This is a genomic window from Rhodopseudomonas pentothenatexigens, from assembly GCF_900218015.1.
GTDB classification, from domain to species: Bacteria; Pseudomonadota; Alphaproteobacteria; order Rhizobiales; family Xanthobacteraceae; genus Rhodopseudomonas; species Rhodopseudomonas pentothenatexigens.
In genome coordinates this window covers 161,849-185,302 of sequence record NZ_UFQQ01000008.1, presented here as the reverse complement: position 1 = coordinate 185,302, position 23,454 = coordinate 161,849, and the positions used below count along the sequence as shown (strand labels likewise).

Annotated in this window: 18 protein-coding genes; 10 read left to right on the top strand and 8 right to left on the bottom strand. The window is 66.4% G+C overall.

Annotated features, from left to right (window positions below; translation table 11 throughout):
- Positions 1-259: 259 nt before the first annotated feature.
- Positions 260-1,225, top strand: a complete 966-nt coding sequence (locus DWA33_RS09675; RefSeq protein ID WP_114357866.1) for a S1C family serine protease — start codon at positions 260-262, stop codon at positions 1,223-1,225.
- 211 nt (positions 1,226-1,436) lie between these two features.
- Here the strand turns inward: DWA33_RS09675 and DWA33_RS09670 are convergent, their stop codons facing one another.
- The 4 genes from DWA33_RS09670 to DWA33_RS09655 all read right to left on the bottom strand — a co-directional run bounded on the left by DWA33_RS09670 (position 1,437) and on the right by DWA33_RS09655 (position 6,165).
- On the bottom strand, positions 1,437-2,537 hold the full coding sequence (locus tag DWA33_RS09670; RefSeq protein ID WP_114357865.1) for a BMP family ABC transporter substrate-binding protein: 1,101 nt from the start codon (positions 2,535-2,537) through the stop codon (positions 1,437-1,439).
- An 80-nt stretch (positions 2,538-2,617) separates the two neighbouring features.
- The gene (locus DWA33_RS09665) at positions 2,618-3,535 is read right to left on the bottom strand and encodes an ABC transporter permease (RefSeq protein ID WP_114357864.1); all 918 of its coding nucleotides are present in this window, start codon (positions 3,533-3,535) and stop codon (positions 2,618-2,620) included.
- Positions 3,522-4,613 carry an ABC transporter permease gene (locus DWA33_RS09660; RefSeq protein ID WP_114357863.1) on the bottom strand — a complete coding sequence of 364 codons (1,092 nt, stop codon included), beginning with the start codon at positions 4,611-4,613 and terminating at the stop codon, positions 3,522-3,524. Before DWA33_RS09660 ends, DWA33_RS09665 begins: the two co-directional genes overlap by 14 nt.
- Positions 4,597-6,165, bottom strand: coding sequence for an ABC transporter ATP-binding protein (locus tag DWA33_RS09655; protein WP_114357862.1), 1,569 nt, complete (start codon positions 6,163-6,165; stop codon positions 4,597-4,599). The genes DWA33_RS09660 and DWA33_RS09655 overlap by 17 nt, the downstream gene beginning before the upstream one ends.
- Positions 6,166-6,323: 158 nt before the next feature.
- Here DWA33_RS09655 and DWA33_RS09650 point away from each other — a divergent pair, with 158 nt between their 5' ends.
- The 5 genes from DWA33_RS09650 to DWA33_RS09630 all read left to right on the top strand — a co-directional run bounded on the left by DWA33_RS09650 (position 6,324) and on the right by DWA33_RS09630 (position 11,645).
- Positions 6,324-6,608 carry a hypothetical protein gene (locus DWA33_RS09650; protein ID WP_114357861.1) on the top strand — a complete coding sequence of 95 codons (285 nt, stop codon included), beginning with the start codon at positions 6,324-6,326 and terminating at the stop codon, positions 6,606-6,608.
- Between the two features lie 122 nt (positions 6,609-6,730).
- Positions 6,731-7,213 (top strand): hypothetical protein, encoded by a 483-nt coding sequence (locus tag DWA33_RS09645; RefSeq protein WP_114357860.1) that lies wholly within the window; start codon positions 6,731-6,733, stop codon positions 7,211-7,213.
- Positions 7,214-7,448: 235 nt separating this feature from the next.
- Entirely contained in the window at positions 7,449-9,005 is a 1,557-nt protein-coding gene (locus DWA33_RS09640; RefSeq protein WP_114357859.1) for a Do family serine endopeptidase, read from the top strand.
- 176 nt (positions 9,006-9,181) lie between these two features.
- Positions 9,182-10,225 carry an SDR family oxidoreductase gene (locus DWA33_RS09635; protein WP_114357858.1) on the top strand — a complete coding sequence of 348 codons (1,044 nt, stop codon included), beginning with the start codon at positions 9,182-9,184 and terminating at the stop codon, positions 10,223-10,225.
- Positions 10,226-10,337: 112 nt separating this feature from the next.
- The gene (locus DWA33_RS09630) at positions 10,338-11,645 is read left to right on the top strand and encodes a DUF2254 domain-containing protein (RefSeq protein WP_114357857.1); all 1,308 of its coding nucleotides are present in this window, start codon (positions 10,338-10,340) and stop codon (positions 11,643-11,645) included.
- Here the strand turns inward: DWA33_RS09630 and DWA33_RS09625 are convergent.
- Both DWA33_RS09625 and DWA33_RS09620 read right to left on the bottom strand, forming a co-directional pair.
- Positions 11,642-13,864: an alpha,alpha-trehalose-phosphate synthase (UDP-forming) gene (locus DWA33_RS09625; protein WP_114357856.1), complete on the bottom strand. Its 2,223-nt coding sequence runs from the start codon at positions 13,862-13,864 to the stop codon at positions 11,642-11,644. The genes DWA33_RS09630 and DWA33_RS09625 overlap by 4 nt on opposite strands.
- A 127-nt stretch (positions 13,865-13,991) precedes the next feature.
- Positions 13,992-15,137 (bottom strand): mechanosensitive ion channel family protein, encoded by a 1,146-nt coding sequence (locus tag DWA33_RS09620; protein ID WP_244601237.1) that lies wholly within the window; start codon positions 15,135-15,137, stop codon positions 13,992-13,994.
- Between the two features lie 277 nt (positions 15,138-15,414).
- Here DWA33_RS09620 and DWA33_RS09615 point away from each other — a divergent pair, with 277 nt between their 5' ends.
- The gene (locus tag DWA33_RS09615; RefSeq protein ID WP_114357922.1) at positions 15,415-15,822 is read left to right on the top strand and encodes a BA14K family protein; all 408 of its coding nucleotides are present in this window, start codon (positions 15,415-15,417) and stop codon (positions 15,820-15,822) included.
- A 161-nt stretch (positions 15,823-15,983) separates the two neighbouring features.
- Entirely contained in the window at positions 15,984-18,416 is a 2,433-nt protein-coding gene (locus DWA33_RS09610; RefSeq protein WP_114357855.1) for a membrane-bound PQQ-dependent dehydrogenase, glucose/quinate/shikimate family, read from the top strand.
- Between the two features lie 7 nt (positions 18,417-18,423).
- Here the strand turns inward: DWA33_RS09610 and DWA33_RS09605 are convergent, their stop codons facing one another.
- Positions 18,424-19,692: a cation:proton antiporter gene (locus DWA33_RS09605; protein ID WP_114357854.1), complete on the bottom strand. Its 1,269-nt coding sequence runs from the start codon at positions 19,690-19,692 to the stop codon at positions 18,424-18,426.
- A 177-nt stretch (positions 19,693-19,869) separates the two neighbouring features.
- Here DWA33_RS09605 and DWA33_RS09600 point away from each other — a divergent pair, with 177 nt between their 5' ends.
- Positions 19,870-20,796 (top strand): cation diffusion facilitator family transporter, encoded by a 927-nt coding sequence (locus tag DWA33_RS09600; protein ID WP_114357853.1) that lies wholly within the window; start codon positions 19,870-19,872, stop codon positions 20,794-20,796.
- Between the two features lie 10 nt (positions 20,797-20,806).
- Here the strand turns inward: DWA33_RS09600 and DWA33_RS09595 are convergent, their stop codons facing one another.
- Positions 20,807-22,192 carry a hypothetical protein gene (locus DWA33_RS09595; protein WP_114357852.1) on the bottom strand — a complete coding sequence of 462 codons (1,386 nt, stop codon included), beginning with the start codon at positions 22,190-22,192 and terminating at the stop codon, positions 20,807-20,809.
- Between the two features lie 373 nt (positions 22,193-22,565).
- Between DWA33_RS09595 and DWA33_RS09590 the strand changes: the two genes are divergently transcribed.
- On the top strand, positions 22,566-23,435 hold the full coding sequence (locus DWA33_RS09590) for an ADP-polyphosphate phosphotransferase (RefSeq protein ID WP_114357851.1): 870 nt from the start codon (positions 22,566-22,568) through the stop codon (positions 23,433-23,435).
- The last annotated feature ends 19 nt before the right edge of the window (positions 23,436-23,454 follow it).

Genomic DNA, 23,454 nt, shown 5'->3' with positions numbered 1-23,454 from the left:
GTCCGCGCCTGGGCCGACTATGAAGCCGCGGAATTAACGACGACTTATCGCTGGGGCGCTGCCGATCGGCGACACGCGACGCGCGATTGTCTGACAGTTCGGCACGGAGCAGGATCGGACTTCGGCGGTGACGAAACGGCGACGGTTCCAACGTCCGGTGTTGCGCTGTCCCTGCGGCGCACGGGCGCCGGCTTGCAAATCGCAGGGCCGGCCCCGATATTTCCGGTCGCACGCGGTGTTGCGCAATAGGAGACGCCGGATGCCTTCGCTCCCCGAATGGAACGTCCCGGCCGCGATCCGGCCACGCTCGGCCGATTTCGGCTTCGATCTCGATCGCGCGCTGTCGGCGGTGGTCGGGTTGCACGCGATCATTCCAGCCGACGCCTATACGGCCGGCACGCTCGGCACCGAGCGCGCCGGCAACGGCGTGCTGATCGACGATGGCCTGGTGCTGACGATCGGCTATCTGATCACCGAAGCCGAAACCGTGTGGCTGCATCTCGGGGACGGCCGTGTCGTCGAGGGCCACGCTCTCGGCTTCGATCCGGAGAGCGGCTTCGGCCTGGTGCAGGCGCTTGGCCCGATCGACCTGCCGCCGCTGCCGCTCGGTCGTTCCGCTCTCGCCAGAGCCGGGGATCGCGTCATCATCGGCGGCGTCGGCGGCCGCACCCGCTCGGTCGCCGGCCGCATCGCCGCGCGTCAGGAATTCGCCGGCTATTGGGAATACCTGCTCGACGACGCGATTTTCACCGAGCCGTCGCATCCGAATTGGGGTGGCACCGCGCTGCTGTCCGCGACCGGTGAACTGATCGGCGTTGGCTCACTGCAAATCGAGCGCAGCGGCTCGAATGATCATTACAATATGAGCGTGCCGATCGACCTGCTGCCGCCGGTTCTCGACGACATGCGCAAGTTCGGTCGTCCCAACAAGCCAGTGCGGCCGTGGCTCGGGCTGTATTCCACCGAGATCGAGGACAAGGTCGTGGTCGTCGGTATCGCCCCGAAGGGACCGGCGGCACGGGCGGAGCTGAAGACCGGCGACGTCATCCTTGCGGTCGCTGGCGACAAGGTGAAATGCGAGGCCGAGTTCTATCGCAAGGTCTGGTCGCTCGGCTCCGCCGGCGTCGAGGTGCCGCTGACGCTGTTCAGCGGCGGCGCGACTTTCGACGTCGTGCTGCATTCCTCCGACCGCGCCAAGTTTCTCAAGGCACCGCGGCTGCATTGAGCGAGCAGGCCTGCACGTTGGGCAGGCGTGTCAGATGGACAGGCGTGTCATCAGTCTCCATCAACGTCATTGCCGGACTTGATCCGGCAATCCATCGTCTTCGCAAAGTCGTAGCAAGCCCGCTTCGCGCGCGATGGATACGCGGATCAAGCCCTCGTATGACGTTCATCTCGGGCAACGCTTGTGCTCTGCGCACCCGCGCCTCGCGCCGTTACTTCCCCGGAATCTTGTCGTCGATACCCTTGACGTAGAAGTTCATGCCGCGGATCTGGCCGTCGTCGAGCTGGTCACCGCCCTTGCACTCGACCTCCTTGCCGTCCTGATCGAGGATCGGGCAGGCGAACGGCTTGATGGTGCCGGCGATGATGCCAGCCTCGGTGTCGGCGGCGAGCTGCTTCACGTCGCCTGGCATATTGGTGTAGGGCGCCATCTGGATCATCTTGTCCTTGAGGCCCTCCCAGACATCCTGGGACGCCCAGCTGCCGTCGATCACCGCCTTGACGCGTGAGACGTAGTACGGTGTCCAGTTGTTGACGATCGCGGTAAGCTGCGCCTTGGGACCGAATTTGATCATGTCGGAATCCTGCCCGAAGGCGCGGATGCCGCGCTCGTTGGCGATCTGCATCGCCGCGGCGCTGTCGGTGTTCTGCATGATGACGTCGACGCCCTGGTCGATCAGCGCCTTGGCGGCGTCGGCTTCCTTGCCGGGATTGAACCAGGAGTTGACCCAGACGATCTTGACCTTGATGTCCGGGTTGATCTTCTGCGCCGCCAGCATCGTGGCGTTGATGCCTGAGATCACTTCCGGCACCGGGAACGAGCCGATATAGCCGAGCACGCCCTTCTTGGACATTTTCGCCGCGATCGTACCCTGCACATAGCGGCCTTCGTAGAACCGACCGGAATAGGTCGCGACGTTGGCCTCGCGCTTGTAGCCGGTGGCGTGCTCGAACTTCACGTCGGGATACTTCTTGGCGACCTTGATCACCGAATCCATGTAGCCGAACGAGGTGGCGAAAATCAGCTTGTTGCCGGCGCGGGCGAGCTGTTCGATCGAGCGCTCGGCGTCCGGGCCTTCGCCGACCTTTTCGAGGAACGTGGTCTCGACCCGATCGCCGAACTCCTTGACGATCGCCTGCCGCGCCTGGTCGTGCTGATAGGACCAGCCGAAATCGCCGACCAGCCCGACATAGACGAAGCCGATCTTCAGCTTGCCCGGCTTGGTGTCCGGCTTGTCCTGGGCGGCCGCCTGCGACAGACCGGCGCAGCTCGCCGTCAGCACCAGCGCCGCCGTCATGATCGCCTTGTTCATCCCGATTCTCCGCTTCACCGTCGGGGACCGTCGTGTTTCCGAGCCCCGCGCCCCGGCCGCGCGACTCTCGTGGATAGCGTCTATCGCTCCGGCACGAACGTTGTTCCGAGCGCCGCCGGCGCCACCGAGCCGCCGCGGCGGACCCGCGAGATCAGCACCAACACCAGCACCGTGGCAAGATAGGGCAGCGCAGACATCAATTGCGACGGCAACCCGAGCCCGAACGCCTGGACGTGAAGTTGCAGGATCGAGACCGCACCGAACAGCGCTGCGCCGGCCACCAGCCGGCCCGGCCGCCACGAGGCGAACACCACCAGCGCCAGCGCGATCCAGCCGCGGCCCGCTGTCATGCCGGGCGCGTAGAACGGCGTATAGGCCAGCGTCAGATACGCGCCGGCGAGCCCGGCACAGCCGCCGCCGAACAGCACCGCGAGTGTCCGGATCGCGGCGACGTTGTAGCCGAGCGCATGCGCCGAAGCCGGATCATCGCCGACCGCGCGCAGGATCAGCCCGGTCCTGCTGCGGGCGAGCAAAAAGGCGATTGTAGTGATCAGCCCGACCGCCAGATAGACCAGGGCGTCCTGGCCGAACAGCAGCTTGCCGATCAGCGGCAGGTCCGTGAGCCACGGCAGCCATAGATGCGGCGCAGCCGCGATGCGCTCTCCGACGAATGGCGCGCCGATCAGTCCCGCGAGGCCGGTGCCGAGGATCGTCAGCGCCAGGCCGGCGGCGACCTGATTGATTGCCAGCCCGATCGTCCCCATCGCGAACAGCGCCGCGAGCGCTACGCCGGCTGTGATCCCGCACACCGCGCCGATCGCAGTCGAGCCGGTCGCCCAGGCACCGGCGAAGCCGCACACCGCGCCGATCAGCATCATGCCTTCGACGCCGAGATTGAGCACCCCGGCGCGCTCGGCAACGAGCTCGCCGCTCGCGGCGAGCAACAGCGGCGTCGACGCGGTGACGATCGACAGCAGAATCGCTTCAACGAGGCCCATGGGGCGCCTTTCGTTGCGGCGTGCGCCAACGGATCCGGTACAGAATCAGCGAGTCGCAGGCGAGCACGTAGAACAGCAGGATGCCCTGGATCACGCCGGTCATGTCCTGCGGCAGTTTGAGCGCAATCTGCGCCTGCTCGCCGCCGATGAAGGTCAAGGCGAGGAACAGGCCGCTGGCGAGAATGCCCAGCGGATTGAGGCGGCCGAGAAACGCCACGATGATCGCGGTGAAGCCGTAGCCCGGCGAGATGTCCGGCTGCAGATGGCCGATCGGGCCGGCGACCTCGAGGATACCGGCGAGGCCGGCCAGGGCGCCGGAGATCGCAAACGTCGTCAGCACCAGGCGGTCGGCATTGAAGCCGGCGAACCGCGCCGCGCGTGGGGCAGTGCCGACCACGCGAATTTCGAAGCCTTTCAGGGTGCGGCCGAGCAGCACGGCTGCCGCCGCGACCGCGACCAGCGTCAGGATCAGGCCGGCGTGGACGCGGCTGCCGCCGATCAGCAGCGGCAGCGTCGCGGCGGGATCGAACTCGGCGGTGGTTGGAAAGTTGAAGCCGGCGGGGTCGCGCCACGGCCCACGCACCAGATAATCGAGCAGCAGGCCGGCGACATAGACCAGCATCAGGCTGATCAGGATCTCCGACGCGCCAAACCTCACCTTGCACAGCGCCGGGATCAGGGCGTAGCCGGCACCGGCGAGCGCTCCCGTCAGCAGCATCGCCGGCAGCAGCCAGGGTCCGGGATCAGTCCCGTGCGTCATCACCGCCAGTGCGCTGCCGGCGATCGCGCCGACCAGCAATTGGCCTTCGGCACCGATGTTCCAGGCATTGGCGCGGTAGCACAGCGCCAGCCCGACCGCGATCATCACCAGCGGCGAAGCCTTGACCGCGATCTCCTGAAGCGAATAGCCGTCGGTCAGCGGCGTGATGAAATACACTGTCAGCGCCGCGGCCGGGTTCTTGCCGAGCGCGGAGAAGATGATCGTCAGCGTCAGCAGCGTCAACGCGATCGCCAGAAGCGGCGACAGCAGCGCGATCGCCACCGATCGCTCGCTGCGCCTCTCAAGCACCAGCGGCATCGCGTGCCTCCGTCCGCGGCCAGCCGGAGCCACCCATCAACAGCCCGAGCTGATCGCGGCCGATCTCGCTGATGGCGCGCGGCGGCGATAGCCGGCCGTGAAACATCACCCCGATGCGATCGGCGATCTCGATCAACTCGTCGAGATCTTGGCTGATCACCAGCACCGCGGCGCCGCGCGCTGCGAGATCGAGTAGTGCCTGGCGGATCGCGCTGGCCGCGCCAGCGTCCAGTCCCCAGCTCGGCTGATCGACGATCAGCAGCTTCGGCTGCCGCAGGATCTCGCGGCCCAGGATGAACTTCTGCAGATTGCCGCCGGACAGCCGCGCCGCCTCCGGATCGCGGCCGGGTTTGCGCACGTCGAAGGCTTCGCTGACGCGGTCGACCAGTGCCTGCGTGGCCCGGCGATCGATCAGCCCGAACCGCACCAGGCCGCCGGTCGCATGGCCGGTCAGCAGCGCGTTGGCGGAGAGCGGCATCGTCGGCACCGTGGCATGGCCGAGCCGCTGTTCCGGCACGAACGCGACGCCGAGCCGCCGCCGCTGGTTGATCGACAGTCCGCCGGCGACTTCGCCGACCATCGTGATGGCGTCCGCCCGTTCGATCGGCGTCTCGCCGGACAGCGCCGAGAACAGTTCGTCCTGACCGTTGCCGGCAACTCCTGCGATGCCGACGATCTCGCCGCTACGGACATCGAAGCAAAGATCGCGCAGCGCCACGCCGTGCGGATCGTCGGGCCGCAGCGTCAGATCGCTGACTCTCAGCGATGGGTCGCCGATCGGATGACGGGCCTGCTTTGGTGTCGCCACGTCGCTGCCGACCATCATCCGCGCCATCGAGGCGGCGCTTTCTTGGCGCGGATCGCAGCGGCCGACGACGCGGCCGCCGCGCAGGATGGTGGCCGTGCCGGCGAGCCGCTTCACCTCGTCGAGCTTGTGCGAGATGTACAGCAGCGCCCGGCCGTCGGCCTTCAGGCGTTCCAACACGTCGAACAGCCGGTCGGCTTCGGCCGGCGTCAGCACGGCGGTCGGCTCGTCGAGGATCAGAAGCTGCGGGTCTTGCAGCAGCGCGCGGACGATCTCGATCCGCTGCCGCTCGCCGACCGACAGCCGCCATACCTCGCGCTTGGGATCGAGCGGCAGGCCGTAGCGCTGCGCGATCTGACCCAGCTCCGCCGCCAGCTTGCCGACCGAGACCCGGCGATCGAGCCCGAGCGCGACGTTCTCGGCGACCGTGAGATTGTCGAACAGCGCGAAATGCTGCGACACCGCCGCAATGCCGCGCGCCCGCGCCTCCGCCGGACCTGAAAAAATGAGGCGGGCGCCGCGCCAGGTCATCTCACCTTCGTCCGGCTGCAAGAGGCCGGTGATCAGCTTCACCAGGGTCGATTTGCCGGCGCCGTTCTCGCCGAGCAGCGCGTGAATCTCGCCGCCGGCAACATCGAGATCGATCTCCTCGTTGGCAGTGAAGCCGCCGAATCGCTTGGACAGCCTGCGGCCCCGAAACAGTGGCACCGGCCGAGTCGGCAGAGCGGGATCAGATAGCGAGACCATGCACCATCACATCGCGGAGGGGTAATTCGGTAAGCAACAAAAGCCGTCACAGCGCGCCCATGACGCGATAATGTAGTGCAAATCCGCTGCGGCGGCGATCCGTCATCGGTTCGTCGACTGCGCCGGATAGGTCGTCTTCTGTACCTTGGAAAACCGTCATGGCTGTCCGTCTGATCATCGCTTGGGTGCTGCTCGCCGTCGTCGTGGCGTGGGGCGCGTGGTTCGTCGTGCGTGCGTCGCGCCGGGCGCTGTGGGTCAGGGTGGCGATCGCCTCGATCGTCCTGGTCGGATGCGCAGCCTCGTTCTGGATGTTCGGTGACCATCTCGACAAGACGTTGGGAGCAGTGATCGGTTATTTCCTGCTGTGGGGTTCGGTTTTTGTGTTGTCGGGCGCCTGCGCTGGTGTGATCGTCGGCACGGTGATCGCCCTCTCGCTGGGATAATGAACCGGCTCACCGGGAAGTTATGAAACCGGTCGCCTTGAAGAGTGTTCTCTCCGCTCGCGTGCTGGCCGATGTCCGATTCACACAGCATTTTTCCATCGTCCGTTCTCCGGAGGCCTGACATGACCATTCGCTACGCTGCACCTTTCGCCGCTGCACTCGCATGCACGGTGCTCGCTCCGACGGTGGGCAACGCCGCTGGTGCCTTCGACGGCCTTGCCGGCTATTGGTCAGGCTCCGGACGCGTGCAGATGTCGGACGGCTCGGCCGAGCGGATTCGCTGCCGTGCCTCCTATGCGGTCGGCGGCGGTGGCCGTCTGATGCAGCAGAAGCTGACCTGCGCCAGCGACAGCTACAAGTTCGACATTTCGAGTAACGTCGAAGAAACCGGTGGTCGCATTTCCGGCACCTGGAGCGAGGCCACGCGCAACGTCACCGGCAGCGTCTCGGGCACGGTCCGCGGTGGAGGCATCTCGGCTCAGGTGGCGGGACCGGGCTTCAATGCCTCGTTGTCGGTCGCGACCCGCGGCGCGTCGCAATCGGTCACGATCGTGCCGCAAGGCAATGACGTGCGGCAGATTGCGGTCTCGATGAAGCGCCGCTGAGCGAACCGAAGGCGGCGTGTGCCAGCGCATGCGCCGTCAGCCTCGCGTGTGATCTGTCGGACAGAAGCGAAGTCATCGTCGCTCTCTCAGCGTCTCTCCGCACAAGTCTCCCGTCGCTTGCTCGCGTGCGTGTGATAGCAGCTTGCCGAAGATTAATATCCGGAACAGCTCGCCGTAAGGTCGCCCTCCTATATTCGGTCGCATCGCTCACGATCGATCAGATGGAGACCATGTCATGGAAGGCGACCACTTCGACCACCTATCAGTTCAAAACGATGCTCACATCCGAAAAGTGTTGAGGCCGCGGCGGCTTTCGCTGCTGGCCTCCGTTGCGGGCTTGAGCATGGTGGTGGCGCTCGGCGGTGCCGGCTTTCTCAGCCGCGAGATGCCGTCGCTGACTTCGCCGGCCTACGCGGCCGAGGCCGGCAAACCTGCGCCCGCCGGATTCGGCGACCTGGTCGAGAGGGTGAAGCCGGCGGTGATTTCGGTGCGGGTCAAGATCGACGATGACCGCCAGGTCACGCCGCTGGTGCGCGACGATGGTGACGGTGACCAGATGCAGTTGCCGCCGGGTTTCCAGCAGTTCGAGCGCCAGTTCGGCTTCCGCAGTCCCGACGGCATGCCGAAGCGGCATCAGATGATCACCGGCGAAGGCTCCGGCTTCTTCATCACCGCCGACGGCTATGCGGTCACCAATAATCACGTGGTCGATCACGCCAAGTCGGTGCAGGTGACGACCGATGACGGCACCGTCTACACCGCCAAGGTCGTCGGCACCGATCCCAAGACCGACCTGGCGCTGATCAAGGTCGACGGCAAGACCGATTTCCCGCACGTCAATTTTGCCGAGGCGCCGGCGCGAGTCGGCGATTGGGTGATCGCGGTCGGCAATCCGTTCGGTCTCGGCGGCACGGTGACGGCCGGCATCGTCTCGGCGCGCGGCCGTGATATCGGCTCGGGCCCGTATGACGACTACGTGCAGATCGACGCACCGATCAACAAGGGCAATTCCGGCGGCCCCGCGTTCGACACCAACGGCAACGTCATCGGCGTCAACACCGCGATCTATTCGCCGTCCGGCGGTTCGGTCGGCATCGGCTTCGACATCCCGGCGGGGACGGCCAAGCTGGTGGTGGCTCAGCTCAAGGACAAGGGCTACGTCACCCGCGGCTGGCTCGGCGTGCAGGTGCAGCCGGTGACCGCCGAGATCGCCGACAGCCTCGGCATGAAGCAGGCCCGCGGCGCACTGGTCGACAGTCCGCAGGACGGCAGCCCGGCCGCGAAGGCGGGGATCAAGGCCGGCGACGTGATCACCGCGGTCGACGGCAGGGAGGTCAAGGATTCCCGTGCGCTGGCGCGCACCATCAGCACGCTGGCGCCGGGCTCTTCGGTGAAGCTCGACGTGCTGCACAACGGCCAGTCCAAGACCATCGATCTGACGCTCGCCGAAATGCCGGGTGATCGCCACAAGGTCGCGGACAATGGCGGCGGCGATCGCGACGCCGGCCGACCCTATCTCGGCCTGCGGGTCGCGCCGGCGAGCGAAGTCGACGGTGCCGGCCGGAATGGTGTCGTGGTCACGGGCGTCGATCCGAGCGGACCCGCCGCCGACAAAGGGTTGCGCACCGGCGATGTCATCCTCGACGTCGGCGGCAAGGCGGTGGCCAACACCGGCGACGTCCGCAGCGCGCTGGCGGCAGCCAGCAAGGACGGCAAGAAGAGCGTGCTGATCCGGGTGAAGACCGCAGACGCGGCGGCGCGCTTCATCGCGGTGCCGATCGCCAAGGGCTGAGCGAACGGCCCATCCCGAACCCGTTGAATGAGGGGCGGCTCCGCGTCGGCCCTCATTCGTTTGCGCCTTTGCTGCGAGACGCCTGACCGAGATTTCACCTTCGGCAGAGCAACCTGGAATGCTGCCCCCGCGTTGTCGGCATAAATCGCATGTGTCCAATAGCAAAGGGAATCCTGATGACCAGGCGCGACGTCATCGAAACCGTCGTGGTGACCGGTGCCAGTGCGGGCGTCGGCCGGGCGATCGCTGTGGCGTTCGGTCGTCGCGGCTGCAAAGTCGGCCTGATCGCTCGCGGGCGCGAGGGACTGGAGAGCACAATGCGCGAGATCATCCGCCTCGGCGGCGAGGCGCTGGTGATCGAGGCCGACGTCGGCGACGCGGAAGCGATGATGGTCGCTGCGGACCAAGTCGAAGCCGAGCTCGGGCCGATCGACCTGTGGGTCAACAACGCCATGGTCACGGTCTACGGCGCGAGCGTCGACATTTCCCCGGAAGAATTCCACCAGGTCACCCGAGTCAGTTACCTCGGCCAGGTGCACGGTACGCTGGCAGCGCTGCGCCAGATGCGGCCGCGCAACCGCGGCGCGATCATCTCGATCGGCTCGGCGCTGGCGTATCGTTCGATCCCGTTCCAGGCACCGTATTGCGCCGCCAAGGCCGCGACCCGCGGCTTCATCGATTCGCTGCGCAGCGAACTGATGGCCGAGCACAGCGCGATCACCCTCACCATGGTGCATCTGCCGGCGGTGAACACCCCACAGTTCGATTGGGCGCGTAACAAGTTCGACCGCAAGGCGGCGCCGGTGCCGCCGATCTATCAGCCGGAAGCAATCGCTGCGGCGGTGATACGCGCCGCCGAGCGCGCGCCGCGCGAATACTGGGTCGGCGCCTCGGCGGTGAAGGCGATCCTGGGGCAGATGCTGATGCCTCCGGTAGTGGACCGGATCCTGGCCCGGGCCGGCGTCGACAACGAGACCAGCGACGAGCCGGAAGCGCCGCACCGCCCCGACAATCTGTTCGACGCCGGGCGCGGTGATCCCGGCGCCCACGGACGCTTCGACCGGCTTTCCTCCACCTCCGCGTTTCCATTCAACCCGGACCTGCTGCGGGCCGGCGTTGCGGTCGGCGCGGTGGCGGCTGGGTTGGCGTTGTTGTTTGCCGCGGTGCGAACGGAGCATGGGCGTCAGCGCGCGCCCAGGCCTCTCTCCCCGCCGCGTTAGTCGTTCCTGTTCCGCGACGGGAACCTTTGCGGCCGTCTCGGTTTACGTTTGGAGCCCCCCGCCTTCGCCTCGCCGCCCTCGAGAGCGTGCGGAGGCCCAGCGAGGAATTGGATTGACCGCACGCCTTCGCAAACTGATCGACGATCTCGCCGAATCGTTCTGGCTGCTCCCGGCGCTGCTGGTGGCGTTCGGCGTGATCTCGGCCTGGGCACTGGTGGCGGTCGACCGCGAGGGCATCGTCCCTGATTGGGCGGAGGAGTGGCTGTACAACGGCGGCGCGACCGGGGCGCGGACCCTGCTCGGAGCCGTCGCCTCCTCGACCATCGGCGTCGCCGGCACGGTGTTCTCGATCACCATCGCGGCGCTGTCGCTGGCGGCAGGGCAGATGGGACCGAGGCTGCTGCGCAACTTCACCCGCGATCGCGGCAACCAGATCACGCTCGGCGTCTTTCTCGGTACCTTTTGCTATGCGCTGGTGGTGCTGCGCAGCGTCCGACTGCCCGACGAGGGCGCCTTCATCCCGCATCTCGCGGTCAGCGTCGGCATCGCGCTCGCCTTCGTCTGCGTCGCCACCCTGGTGTATTTCGTCGGCCACATGTCGGGCCGGATCAACGTCGACACCGTGATCGGCCTAGTCAGCGAGGATGTTCGCGACGTGATGCGGACGCTCGCCACCGATGACCGGCAGCCGGCGGCGCCGCCCCCCGCGTTCTGGCGCGGCGCGGAGCCGATCGCGGACGATCGCCGCGGCTATCTGCATCAGCTCGACGAAAACGGGCTGGCGACATGGGCGTGCGAACACGACACCGCGATCAAGATGCTGGTGAGGCCCGGCGACTACGTTTTCCCCGGCGCGCCGATCGCGATGATCAAACCGCTCCGCGACGGCGCGGCCGAAGCGATTCGCAACGCGACCGCGCTGAGTCCGCAGCGCTCCACCTCGACAGATCTGCTGTTCGCAGTCCGGCAACTCGTCGAGGTCGGGGTGCGGGCGCTGTCGCCCGGCATCAACGACCCGCACACTGCAATCAGCGTGCTCGACCGGCTGGGCTCGGCGTTGTGCGAGATGAAGCCGCTGCGGCTGCAGACCGGGGTGTCGATCAAGGACGACCGCACGGTGCTGGTGGTGCCGCATGTCCGCTACGACGAGCTGGTCGGCGCGATGTTTCACATGATCCGCCAGAACGCCGCCGGCAAGCCGTCCGTGCTGATCCGGATGATGGAAGTGATGACCTGGGTGGTGAGCTGCGAGCGGGATCCGGCGCGGATGGAAGCGGTGCGCAAGCATGCCGACTTGGTGATGCGCGATGCCGAACGTGACGTGGCATCACCGAGCGACCTCAGCGACATCCGAGTCCGCCACCGCGCTTTCGCCGATATGATCGCCGGAGGGCCCGACGGCACGCTCGATGCGATTTAGCGCGCACCCCCGGCGAGGTCGAAGATTCGCTGGCGGCGACGAGACGCCGCGGCGTCGATCAGCATCCGCGCCGCCCAGCGATACACGTTCCATTCCCGGATCTGCTGGCGCATCGCCCGCATCCGTTCCTGCTGCTCGCGATCCGGCATCCGCAGCGCGGTGTCGAGCGCAGTGGCCATTTCGTGCAGATGATACGGGTTGACGATCAGCGCCGCGGCAAGTTCACGCGAGGCGCCGGTGAAGCTCGACAGCACCAGCACGCCTCGCTCGTCGTCGCGCGCAGCCGCGAATTCCTTCGCGACCAGATTCATGCCGTCGTGCAGGCTGGAGACGACGCAGCAATCGGCGGCGCGAAACAGCTTGAACACTTCGGCGGCGCCGTGGTGGCGGATCAGCAGCCGGATCGGCGTGTAGTCCGCCGAGCCGTGGCGCGCGTTGATTTCGTCGGCGAGCGCCACCGCGTCGTCCTGCAGCGACGAATAGCTCGACAGCTTGCTGCGGGTTGGCGCCGCCACCTGCACGAACACCAGTCGACCCTTCCAGTCCGGCTGGCGGGTCAACAGGTCGTCGACCGCGCGCATCCGGTCGAGAATGCCTTTGGTGTAGTCGAACCGCTCGATGCCGACTGCGATCCGGGTGTCCGGTGCAAGGCCGAGCGCCGCGCGCACCTCGGCGCGGCAGACCTCGACCGGCGGCTGGCCTTCGAGCGCCGCCGGCGGCCATTCGATCGAGATCGGATAGGCGCGCACCATGGTCTCGTGGCCGCCCAGCGTGACGGTGGCGTGCTCGCGGTCGATCCGGCTCTCGATGAAGCGGTCGACGGTTTCGAAGAAATTGTTGCAGTGGAACTGGGTGTGGAAGCCGAGGATGGTCGAGCCGAGCATGCCGTCGATGATCTGTTCCTTCCAAGGACAGATGCTGAAGGTCTCGGCATTCGGCCACGGAATGTGCCAGAAGGTGATGATCGTCGCCTTCGGCAGCTTGTTGCGGATCATCCGCGGCGCCAGTGCAAAATGATAGTCCTGGACCAGGACGATCGGGTCGTCGGTCTTCGCCTCCTGCACCACGGCATCGGCGAAACGTTCGTTGATCGCCTGATACAGCCGCCAGTCGTTCTCGCGGAAGGTCGGGCGCACGAACGCAATGTGGCACAGCGGCCAGAGCCCTTCGTTGGCGAAGCCGTAGTAGAAGCCTTCCTGCTCCTCGTCGCTGATCCAGATCCGCCGCAGGCTGTAGGCGGGACGATCCGGCGGCACGTCGATCCGGTCGTGACGGTCGACCGTCTCGCGGTCGGCGCTGCCGCTGCCGTGCGCGATCCAGGTGCCGCCGCAGGCACGGATCACCGGCTCCAGCGCCGACACCAGGCCGCTCGCGGGCACCTGCACCGAGACGGTGTCGCCGTCGCGGTTGTGGATATAGGGCTCGCGGTTGGAGACGATCAGCACCTCCGCTTCGGGCAGCGAGTCGCGCAACAATTGCTGCAGCGTGGTCGGCGACCATTCGATCTGCGTGGCATTGATCGCGCTGCGGCCAACCTCGACTTCGCTGAGCAGCTTCTTGATCTGCACGTCGATCGCGCTCTGATCGCGCGTCGCCGCGAGCGAGCTGGTACCGGTGCGGACGTCCTCGACGGCGCGGCGTAGCGACTCCATCCAGCCGCGCAGCGTCACGAATACGAAGATCATCGCGCCGCCGGCCATCGCCACGGCGACGCCGAACAGCACCGCGATGATGAACGCGCGGGCCTCCCCGGAGCGTTTGTCGATGAAGCTGAGATCGTGCAGGATCACCAGATAGGATCTGGTGGTGCCGGACGACACGGGAAACGCGCCGACCATGATGCGGTGGCCGTCGATCGCGATCGTCGAAAAACTCTCGGCGTCGGAGCGCGCGACCTTCTCACAGGAGAACGCCGCCGGCATCATCTTGGTCGGTGCGATCAGCCCGCCCTGAGGCGCGCACAGGCCGACCGCAAGAATGCGTTGATCGAGCGCGATGGCGCTGAACAGCAGTGAGAGCTGCACGTTGTCGCCATCGGCCATCGCGGCCACGATCTGGCTCTGTACCGCATTGTACACCAGCCTCGACCGTGCCTCGACGTCGTTGCGGGACCACTGCTCGATCAGTCGTTTCGAGAACGGGGCGATCGCGAGCCCGAGCATCACGGTCACGGCGATTCCGAGTCCGAGATATTTCAGGGCGGTCTTGGTACGCTGCATCTGCGGCCGATCTCCCTTCGCGGTCCGCAGGCTGTTTACACCACCGCGCACGGGGCGTCAGGCCGTTTCTACAAGGCTTGGGGAAACTGTGAGTTGCGCCCGGGCTGGAATTCGGCCAAGCGCCGCTTCATTCCGCGGCGTGCTGCGGCATGGCGCTGATCTTGACGCCGGCGTCGGCCGCGCGAATCGCCACCGGCTTCGTCTCCACTACCTGCTGCCGGCTCCGCGGCAGAGCGCGCGCCATTTCCTCGCGCACGAATGCGATCAGTTGCTCGCGAACCGCACAGCGCAAGTCCCACAGAGTGGCGGCCGAGCCTGCGCTCACCAGTGCGCGCAGTTCGATCGACCGCTCGGTCGCGTCGGTCACCTGGAGATTCACCACTTTCTTGTCCCACAGCGGATGAGACTCGACGATCTCGTTGAGCTTCGTTCTGATCCGGCCGACGTCAGCCGAATAGTCGACGTTGAAAGTGACGGCGCCGATCAGCGCCGCGCTGTCGCGCGTCCAGTTCTGGAACGGCTTCTCGATGAAGTAGCTGAGCGGAATCACCATCCGCCGCCAGTCCCACAGCTTGACAACCACATAGGTCGAGGTGATCTCTTCGACCGTGCCGTATTCCCCCTCGACGATCACCACGTCCTGCAGCCGGATCGGCTGGGTCAGCGCAATCTGGATGCCGGCGATCATGCTCGACAGCAGCGGTCGCGCGGCGAGGCCGATCGCGAGGCCGGCGACGCCGGCAGATGCGAACAGGCTGACTCCGTATTGTCGCACCGATTCGAATGTCATCAGCGCCGCCGCAATGCCGACCACCGTGATCAACGTCGCGGCTGCCCGTTTCAGGATGCGGATCTGCGTTACCTGCTTGCGGGCGAGGAAATCGTCGGTGGATTCTTTGTGGAATCGGCGCAGATACACCGCGCCGAAGATGTCGGTCATCCGGGTCGCGATCCAGGTCAGCAACGCGATCACCGTGATCTGAAGAATCCGGATCAGCGTTTGCGCGAGATCGGCTTCGAGCGGCATCAGCCGCAGCACGGCCACGGCGACGAACAGCGTCACTGCGAGGGCGGAGGGACCGCGGGATTTCTGCAGGATCAGCAGCCATGCGAATCGCTTGGCACGTTTCAGCCGGCGTTCGAACAGCGAATACATCAGCCGATGCAGCAACAGCGCGACGAACGCAGCGGCTGCGACAATCAGCGTCACCGTCAGCCATGCCGGCATCAAGCTGAATTGTGCGGTGAGATCGGCGATCACGCGTTCGAACAAGGGTGGACCTCGCTGATTGACGACGGGCTGCGCGCCAGGCGCATCAATCTTGATGCCTTGCGGTAGAGGTTGGTTCCCGACGGATGTGAGCGGCAGTCCGAGGGCGCCGCAATTATTGTGTTTGGGAACCCGGAAGCGTGCGCTGGCCGACCGAGCACCGCGTCGCACCCCGAGACACGGAACGGTCGATGGTATCGCCCGTTGTCGCAGCGGACCGTCTGCCGGCGCGAGTCTGCGCGGACGAGGTCGAGTGCTAACGACAACAGGGAGAATGTCGATGAAGATTTCGCGTATGCTACCCGCAGCCGCGTTGGTGATGGGTTCGCTGGCGGTGGCATCCGCTCCGGCGGCTGCTGCTCCGATGATGTCGGGTGCGGCCACGCATCAAACGACGTCCGCCGCGCAACAGGTGCAGTGGCGGCATCACGGTTGGCACGGCCACCGCGGCTGGGGTCACCGTGGCTGGGGACATCGCGGTGGATATTACCGCCACGGCGGCTATGGCTGGGGTCCTGCGATCGGCGGCCTCGCGGCCGGGGCGATCATCGGCGGCGCGATCGCCAACAGCCAGGCGCAGGCGCGCGGCGCAGACGCCGACGCGTACTGCTCGCAGCGGTTCAAGTCCTATGATCCGTCGTCCGGCACGTATCTGGGCTACGACGGTCAGCGGCACCCCTGCCCGTAACTAGCAATCCACGACTCGACGATATGAACGAGCCGCGCGGAACCCCCGCGCGGCTCTTTTGTGTAGGTCTGCCACAGTACAATGCCGGGCGGCGCAGCGGAGGAACGGCGCATGACGAGGGGCGTTGCTCGGTTCATTCGGTGAAACCAGGAGCGCGCGCCATGACCGACCGCATTGATCGCCGCCGTCACGGCGCAGGTGTCTGGTTCGTAGCCGCGCTCGGCGTGCTGTTCTTCTTGTGCGGAGCGGTGCTCGCCGTTGGCGGCGTCTGGCTGGCGGCGCTAGGCGGTTCTCTTTACTACGTCGTTGCCGGCATCGGACTGCTCGCCACCGCGATCCTGCTGTGGATGCGGAGAGCCGAGGCGTTGTATCTGTACGGCGTTGTGGTGGCCGGCACCGTCGCCTGGGCCTTGTGGGAAGTCGGGCCGAACGGCTGGGCCCTGGTGCCGCGGCTGGTCGGGCCGCTGGTGCTGTTGGTCCTCGTCGTCGCCGCGACGCCGTGGCTGGCGCCGTTCCGCCATCGGCCCGGCACCGCGTTGGGCTGGGCGACCGCCTGCATTGTCATCATTGCGGCGGGAGCGGGGGCGATCGCGCTGATCAGCCAGCCGAGCACCGCTGCCCTGGCGACGATCGCGCCGCCTTCGGGCAGCATGGCGGATCCATCGCGGATTCACACCGGCGCTGACTGGCCGGCCTACGGCGGCAGCTACGCGGCGCGACGCTATTCGCCGCTCGACCAGATCAAGCCCGGCAACGTCGCCGAACTGCGCAAGGTCTGGACCTACCATACCGGCGATCTGCCGAGCGAGGCCGCCAAGGGGACGTACGGCGCAGAGACCACCCCGCTGAAGATCGGCGAAACGCTGTATTTGTGCACGCCGAAGAACATCATGATCGCGCTTGACGCGGCGAGCGGCAAGGAGCGCTGGCGCTACGATCCGGAGGTGTCCGACAAGTACATCCCGTACACCGCGGCATGCCGCGGCGTCGTCTACTACACCGTTCCCGACGCCGACCCGCAGTCGGCCTGCGCCACGCGGATCATCGAGGGTACGCTCGATGCGCGCCTGATCGCCGTCGACGCCCGCAGCGGCGAGCCGTGCGCCGATTTCGGCCGCAACGGCGCCGTCGACACCGCGGTGGGCATCGGCCAGAACGTCCCCGGGATGTATTCGATCACCTCGCCGCCGACGGTCGTGCGCGGCGTGGTGGTTGTCGGTCATCAGGTGCTCGACGGGCAGAAGCGCGATGCGCCGTCCGGGGTGATTCTCGGCTACGACGCCGTCACCGGCGAGCTGCGCTGGGCCTGGGATATGGTGAAGCCGGAGCTCACTGGGCTGCCGCCGCCGGGCGAGACCTTCACCCGCGGCACCCCGAACATGTGGACCATCGCCTCGGGCGACGAGCAGCTCGGGCTGGTGTATCTGCCGCTCGGCGTCTCCGCGGTGGACTATTGGAGCAGCACCCGCACTGAACGCGGCAAGGAGTTTGCGACCTCGCTGGTCGCCCTCGACGTCACCACCGGCAAGCCGGCGTGGCACTTCCAGACGGTGCGCAACGACGTCTGGGACTACGATCTCGGCTCGCAGGCGACGCTGGTGGATTTTCCGGGGCCGAACGGATCGGTGCCGGCGCTGATCCTGCCGAGCAAACGCGGGGATCTGTTCGTGCTCGATCGTCGCACCGGCACGCCGCTGACCGGTGTCGAGGAGCGCAAGGTGCCGCAGGGCGGGGTCGAGCCCGAACAGCGCGCCAAGACGCAGCCGTTCTCGCTCTACGCCACGCTGCAGAAACCCGATCTGGTCGAAGCCGACATGTGGGGCATGTCGCCGATCGATCAGATGGTATGCCGCATCCAATTCCGGATGGCGAGCTACGAGGGCATCTTCACGCCGCCGACCACCGATCGGCACTGGATCGAATATCCCGGCTACAATGGCGGCTCCGATTGGGGCGGCATCGCGGTCGATCCGACTCGCGGCCTGATCGTCGCCAACTACAACGACATGCCGAACTACAACAGGCTGGTCCCGCGCGCCGAGGCGGACCGCCGCGGTTGGGCGCCGCGCAACCAGGCGCGCGGCGAGATCGGCGGCGCGGAGGGCGCGGGCGATCCGCAGGCCGGCACGCCGTTCGCCATCAATGTCAACGCCGGCTGGCGTCTGCCCGGCACCGGGTTGCTGTGCAAGCAGCCGCCGTATGGGGGCCTGCGCGCAATCGATCTGAGGAGCGGCGAGACGGTCTGGGACCGGCCACTCGGTCAAGCCCGCACCAATGGGCCGTTCGGCATTCCGTCGATGCTGCCGCTGACCATCGGCACGCCGAACAATGGCGGTCCGGTGGTGACCGCCGGCGGACTGATCTTCATCGCCGCGACGACCGACAATCTGATCCGCGCCGTCGATCTGGCGACCGGCAAGACGGTGTGGACGGACGTGCTGCCGGCCGGCGGCCAGGCGACGCCGATGACCTACGAGGTCGCCGGCAAGCAGTACCTGGCGATCATGGCCGGCGGGCATCACTTCATGGAGACTCCGATCGGTGACGAGCTGGTCGTCTATGCCCTGCCGGACTCCGCCGTCGCCTCGCGCTGAGCCCGAGTCACTTCGGCGACGGCTTCGGCTGCCCGACGCCGAGGCGGCGCGCAACCCAGCCGAGGCTGAGCCCCTGCACCACGATGGTGAACAACGCCACCGTATAGGTCGCCGCGGCGAGCGCAGATCTGTGCTCGTTATCCGAGATCGCCAGTACCAGCGCCACCGAGATGCCGCCGCACACGCCGCCCCAGGTCAGGATCGTCACCGTGCCGCGTTCGAAGTGATAGCGGAGACTCAGTAGCCCGATCGGCGCCGCGACCGAGATCAGCCGCGCCATCATCACGATCGGGATCGCCGCCAGCGCCAGCGGCGCCAGCGTCGGATCGAAGCTCAGCACCAGCACCTCGATGCCGATCAGGAGAAACAGCACCGAGTTCAGGATCTCGTCGATCAGCGTCCAGAACCCGAACAGATAGCGCCGGGTCTGCTCGCTCATCGCCAGCTTGGCGCCGCGATTTCCGATCAGCACGCCGGACACCACCACCGCGATCGGACCGCTGACGTGCAGGCGCAGCGCAAGCGCGTAGGTCCCGGTCGCCAGCGCGATCGAGATCAGGACCTCGATCGGATAGTCGTCGATCGCCCGCATGGCCCGGTAGGCGACGTAACCCGTGACCAGTCCGAGCAGTGCGCCGCCGCCGGCTTCCACCACGAACAGCTCGCCGAAATGCACCAGTTCGAACTCGCCGCTTGCAGTCGTCGCGGCGGTCAGCAGCAGCGTGAACAGCACCACACCGACGCCGTCGTTGAACAGCGATTCGCCGGAGATATCCATCTCCAGCGTTTCCGGGATGCTGATCGTCTTCAGCGTCGACAGCACCGCGATCGGGTCGGTCGGGCTGATCAGCGCGCCGAACACCAGCGCCCAGGCGAACGGCATCGGCACGTCGAACAGGCGGGCGGCGTACCAGAAGCCGGCGGCGATCAGGACGGTGGAGATGAAGACGCCCACCGTCGCCATGGTGGCGACGATCCATTTGCGCGCCCTCAGCCGCGACAGGTCGATCTGCAGCGCGCCGGCGAACAGCAGGAAGCCGAGCATGCCGTTGAGCGGCGTCTCGGAAAAGTCGATCCGCCGCAGCAGGTCGGAAATCTCGTGGAAGATCGGCGAGTTCGGAAACAGCAGTTCGAAACCGACCAGCACCAGCGACGCCGCCAGCGCCATGATCAACAGGCCGATTTGGTTGGGCAGGCCGAACAACACGTGGTTGAGCCAGGCGAACGCCGCCGTCAGCGCCAGCAAGACCGCGACGATTTCGAACAGAGATAGCATCGCAGCTCCAATTGCGCCTTGTGCCCCTGTGTAACGCCATCGCCAGGATTTGCGACGACAAATTCGTAGTCTGGACCGCGTTCCCGAATTCGAGGTCCCCGGATGGGAACAAGCCGTGGCCTGCGTCGTCATCCCGGCGCACCGGCGATGCCGACGGCGAGAGGGAAGGACAGCGGCATGTCGCACGCGTCGTCGAAGAAGGTGATCTACGCTGCGCTCGGCGGCAATCTGGCGATCGCGGTCACCAAGATGGCCGCGGCGGCCTGGACCGGCAGCTCCGCCATGCTCAGCGAGGGCGTGCACTCGCTGGTGGATACCGGCAACGAAGTGTTGTTGCTGTACGGATTGCGCCGGGCGGAGAAGCCGGCCGACGCCGCTCACCCGCTCGGTCACGGGCGCGAGCTGTATTTCTGGAGCTTCATCGTGGCGCTGCTGATCTTTTCGATCGGCGCCGGCGTGTCGTTCTACGAGGGCGTGATTCACGTTCTCAATCCGACGCCGATCACCGACGTTCGGATCAGCTATATCGTACTCGGTCTTGCCTTCGTTTTCGAACTCGGCTCCTGGTACGTGGCTTGGAAGGGATTCCGCGCGGTCGCTCCGGCGCTCGGTTACGTCCCGGATGCCGGCTACATCGAGGCGGCGACCCGCAGCAAGGATCCGACCTCGTTCATGGTGCTGTTCGAGGACAGCGCCGCGCTGATCGGCATCGTAATCGCGCTGGTCGGCACCGCCGCCGCCGACTGGCTGCAGATGCCGGTGCTCGACGGCGTCGCCTCGATCGCGATCGGGCTGCTGCTCGGGCTGACCGGCGCGTTTCTGGCGCGCGAGAGCAAGGGGCTGCTGATGGGCGAGGCCGCCGATCCGGCGCTGCGGGACCGCATCCTGCAGATCGCCCGCAGCCACGGCCGCATCGTCGGCGCAGAACCGCTGTTCACGGTGCATCTCGCGCCGTGGCAGGTGGTCGTGGCGCTGACGTTGGATTTCCCGGACGACAGCCGCGCGGCCGACATCGAGCGCAGCTTCGCCTCGCTGGAGGCCGAGATCAAACGCAGCTGTCCGCAAGTGGTCGGCGTATTCATCCGACCGCAATTGCAGCGCTAGCTGGAAGCGATCAGTCCACGGCGTCGTCGTCGAGGCTGCGACGGCCGGTTCTGAAATACACCACTGCCGCGATCATCACCGCGAAAGTCGCGGTCCAGACGATCCGCGAGCCGTAGCGGTCGTGCGGACCGGAGATGATGCCGCAGACCAGCGCGTTGCCGAACAGCGCCAGCGCCACGGTGCCGGCGAGCAGCGTCACGTCGTCGAGGCGGCGCTGCCACGCCGCACGGCCGAGGATCGCCAGCAGCAGCAGCATCGATCCCAGCGCCACCGGGACGTGCACCAGATTGACCGCGTCGAAATTGATATCCCAATGCTGCTGCTTGGCGGCGCGCATCGCCTTGCTCTGCTCGGGCAGGTAACGCTCGATGATGCCGTAGGTGTGCGGCAGCCAGCCGTTGGTGCCTTCACCGGTGGCGACGTGCACGAGCTGGTCCCAGGTCGCCTTGGCGGCAGCCCTGGCCTGCATCCAGGGATAGGCGGTTAACGCCTGGCGCGAGATGAACTCCATCTCGTTGCTCATGCCCTCGAAGCGGCCGAGCTTGTCGAACATATTGTTGCCGCCCCACAGGAAGTCGTCACCGGTCGGCGGCAGCTCGTCCTTGTAGGGGCACAGTTTGAGCTGTTGCCGCGGGCAGTGATCGTCGAGGTAGCGCTTGACGATGCCATCCTGAAGCATCCGGCCGAACGCCACTCCGGAGCCGCCCGGGGTCCAGGTCAGCTTGCCGGACAGCGCGTAATTGCAGGCGAATACCAGCAACGCACTGACCACCAGCGCCGCGCTGGCCTGAGCGAGGCCGGCGGCGCTGACGCGGCCGCGCAGCCAGGGCAGCAGCAGCCAGCCGGCGCCGCAGACCCCGCCGAGTACCGCGAGGGTGGCGCTGTGGGTCGAGGCCGCGAACGCCGTGAAGGCGAACAGCAGGACCTTCTCCAGCGTGGTGGTCCGGTCGCGGTGAGCGATCAGCAGGAACAGCGACAGCAGCGACAGGCCGGCGAAGATATCGGTGAGCAGCATGCTGGTGATCCACGGCAGCGCCGTGGTGGCGATCAGGCCGACGCCGATCGCCGCAAGCCGAAACGGTCCGGTAATACCGAAAACCCGCAGCGTCAGTTGCATGATCCACAGCGTGGCGATCGCCTGGAAGGCCAGGTTGAGCCAGAACTGGGTCTGCTCGCCGAAATGCAGGTAGATGCCGTAGGAGGTCGCCCGGTTGATGACCAGATAGCCCTCGTACCAGCGGGCGAGGTAGCCGCCGGTGTCGTATTGCAGCAGCGGATAGCCGTTCCAGATCGCCGGCGCCAGCAGCAGCAGCGGCAGCACGAACAGCGCCAGCCGCGCCGCATTGCTCCGGCGCGCCTGCGCCGTGAGGACCTTACCGGGAATAGACGTTTCCATCTCGACCGCTCTTGTCAGCGCTGTGGACCGTGAGGCGTGGAGGGGCCGTCAATCCGGCATCCCACAGCGTCCGCGGCGGCCCGCACCATATTGATTTCCTTAGACTACACAAGCGCTTCGGGGCTTTACGAGACCGTCGGCCGGCGCAGATGAAGTACAAATGAGGTTGCTTTATGTCGGCGGTGCACCTTGCGGCCTCCCTGGTACACCGGCTGCAACCTTAAGGAACTGATGATGAACGAAGCATGACTGACCGAGCGCTCGGAGACCCGGTGGTCGCAGCCTCGCCGGGATGGTTATAATCGGCGGCCCGGCGCGCCCCTCGGCGGCCGGCGGCCGGCAGCCGTCCGCCCGACGCCTCGAAAGGATAGGAATGAAGATCAAGACCAAGCAATTCCGGGTCGAGGAGGGCGCCAGTGTCGACCTCGGCAAATGGCCGACCGAGGTCGAGCCGTTCTACGAATCCAAGGAGCACTATCATGAAATGCTCCGCAACCAGGTCGAGCGGCTGAGCGATCTGCAGCAACTGCTCTACGCCAGCAACCGGCACGCCATCCTGCTGATCTTTCAGGCGATGGACGCCGCCGGCAAGGACGGGGTGATCCGGCACGTGATGTCCGGGGTCAATCCGCAGGGTTGCCAGGTGTTCAGCTTCAAGCACCCGAGCGCGACCGAGCTGCAGCACGACTTCCTGTGGCGCACCACCCGCGACCTGCCCGAGCGCGGTCGGATCGGCATCTTCAACCGCTCGTATTACGAGGAGGTGCTGATCGTCCGGGTCCATCCGAACATCCTGCAGAGCGAGGCAGTGCCAAACGGCGCGAGCTTCGGCAAGACGTTCTGGCACAAGCGCTATCGTTCGATCCGTAACCTCGAACAGCACCTGCACGCCAACGGCACCCGGATCGTGAAGTTCTTCCTGCACCTGTCCAAGGAGGAGCAACGCAAGCGCTTCCTGGCGCGGATCGACGAGCCGGAGAAAAACTGGAAGTTCAGTGCCGCCGACCTCGAGGAGCGCAAATACTGGGATGACTACATGGAGGCCTATGCGAAGTGCCTGAGCGAGACTTCCAGCGAGGATTCGCCGTGGTACGCCGTTCCGGCCGACGACAAGGAGAACGCCCGGCTGATCGTCTCGCAGGTGATCGTGGAAACCATGGAATCGCTCAAAATGAGCTATCCGGAAACCACGCTCGCACGGCGCAAAGAGCTGCTGCGATTGCGGCGGCAACTGCTGAAGTGAGGCGTGCGCGCCGAGCCGC